The organism is Planococcus soli, assembly GCF_016881065.1.
Taxonomy (GTDB): domain Bacteria; phylum Bacillota; class Bacilli; order Bacillales_A; family Planococcaceae; genus Planococcus; species Planococcus soli.
In genome coordinates this window covers 1-2,175 of sequence record NZ_WXYN01000042.1, presented here as the reverse complement: position 1 = coordinate 2,175, position 2,175 = coordinate 1, and the positions used below count along the sequence as shown (strand labels likewise).

The window sequence follows — 2,175 nt, the reverse complement described above, 5'->3', positions numbered from 1 at the left end:
GTGTCACTGCCGGTGATAAAATACCCAATAACGCCGTTTTAAAATTCCCCATTTATCAAGGATAATCGACATATACCACGTTGTAGAGGAGTATGTGTCGATGTTGAAAATGGAGGAATTTTTTATGATTCGGGAACTGCACCAAAAGGGATGGTCGTTAACAGCCATTGCCGAAGAGACCGGCTTTGACCGGAAAACCATACGGAAATACATAAATACTGAAAAGCTCCCTCGGAGCTCCAAGCGAACGAAACCGGCAAGCAAATTAGATCCGTATAAACCCTACTTACTTCAACGGATTCAAGAAGGCACCACCAATTGTGTGGTGTTACTCGAGGAGATCCGGGCGCAAGGCTTTGACGGGAAAAGTACAATCCTAAAAGATTTTGTGCAGCCGCATCGGGAACAGCCGAAGAAACAGGCAACCCGGCGCTTTGAGACGCCACCTGGTCAACAGGCGCAGATGGATTGGGCAGAAGTCGGTCTGTACGACGTTGATGGACGTCTTCAAAAAATCTATGCCTTTTTGATCGTGCTGGGGTATTCGCGGATGAAATATATCGAGTTCACCACCGACATGAAATTGGAGACCTTGATGAAATGCCACATGAATGCCTTTGCCTATTTCAACGGCATTCCGAATCAAGTTCTCTACGACAATATGAAAACGGTTGTCATCCGGCATACACCGGTAGAAATCCGCTTCAACCAAAAGTTTGAAGACTTTCTCGCTTACTACGGTGTCACGCCCAAAGCGTGCAAACCCTACCGTCCGCAAACGAAAGGGAAAGTTGAACGAACGGTCGATTACATGAAACGAAACTTCTTTCAACGCCGGCATGAACCGACACTTGAAGCATTGAACCAGGACATGCGCAAATGGCTGGATCAGACCGCAAACAAGAAAAAGAATGAAACGACCCAGGAACCGCCGGTTCAGCGCTGGCAAAAGGAGCAGTCTTTTCTGCAGGCTTGGGGGACGAAGGAGTTGTTCCCGACCACGCATTGGGAAATGCGTGAAGTCAGTCGCGACTGTTTCGTCTCCTACTTGGGAAATAAGTATTCCGTTCCGTTTCGCTATGCCGGTCATCAAGTGAAAATCAAGGTGACGCTGGAGAAGCAATTGGAGATTTTTGACGAAGTGGAATGCATTGCGCAACACCCGATTCTTTCCGGTGAAACACGGACTCATGTCCGCTTTGAACATTACGAGGGAATGCAGGAGGCAAAAGAAAAAGAGCGAAAACAACAGAATCCCATCGGTTTGGCGACCCAGGATTCAATCGTTTCCACTCCTTACGTTGAAGCACGTTCCCTCGCAGCTTACGCCGCCTTTGAAGGAGGTGATTTCGAATGAAATCCCTTCTGGAAGAACGGCTGCATCAGCTGAACTGGTCGTATACGGCCAGCCAGCTCGATGATTTGGTCGAGAACGCTTCTACCCATAATGTATCATATTTCGACTTTTTACACACGGTGGTTTCGGGAGAATGGGAACACCGAGAATCCACCGAATTGAACCGAAGGATTCACCGGGCGAAACTCCCTTACACCAAAACCATCCATGATTTTGATTTGGCATTCCAACCTAGTCTTAACGAGCAACGCATCAACGAAACACTGACCTGTCGGTACATTGTGAATGGTGAAAACCGCCTTCTCCTGGGACCGCCAGGTGTCGGCAAGACGCATCTTGCGATCGCTTTTGCATTGGAAGCCCTCACCCAAGGCTATAGTGTCCTGTTTTTCACCGCAGCCGATCTGGTCGCGGAGTGTCACAAGGCAGAGGCCAAAGGTACTGTCTCCCGGCTCATCAAGAAATGGACACGGCCGGATTTGATCGTGTTGGACGAGGTCGGCTACTTTCCGTTTGACGAGTTCTCAGCGAATATCTTTTTCCAAGTCATCTCGAAGAGATATGAGCATGGCGCGATGATTCTCACCTCGAACAAATCGTTTATCGAATGGGGAAAGGTCTTCGGGGATGATGTGCTAGCTACAGCCATTCTCGACCGCCTGCTTCACCACTCGGTGACCTTTAACATCAAAGGTGATTCTTATCGCCTGAAGGAAAAGAAAAAAGCCGGAATTTATCCGGCTGCCCTACCTGCAAAGTAACTCAAGTGGGGAATTTTATTCCGGCTATATTGAGGAAAAATAAACCGGCGTTGACAA

2 protein-coding genes are annotated in these 2,175 nt (G+C 48.2%); both read left to right on the top strand.

Going from position 1 to position 2,175, the window contains the following annotated elements:
• Positions 1 to 100: 100 nt before the first annotated feature.
• A complete protein-coding gene (gene istA / locus GJB59_RS13700) occupies positions 101 to 1,357 on the top strand; it encodes an IS21 family transposase (protein WP_236015687.1) in 1,257 nt (418 codons plus the stop codon).
• Complete coding sequence (gene istB, locus GJB59_RS13695; RefSeq protein WP_142830926.1) at positions 1,354 to 2,118, top strand: IS21-like element helper ATPase IstB; 765 nt, start codon at positions 1,354 to 1,356, stop codon at positions 2,116 to 2,118. The genes istA and istB overlap by 4 nt, the downstream gene beginning before the upstream one ends.
• The last annotated feature ends 57 nt before the right edge of the window (positions 2,119 to 2,175 follow it).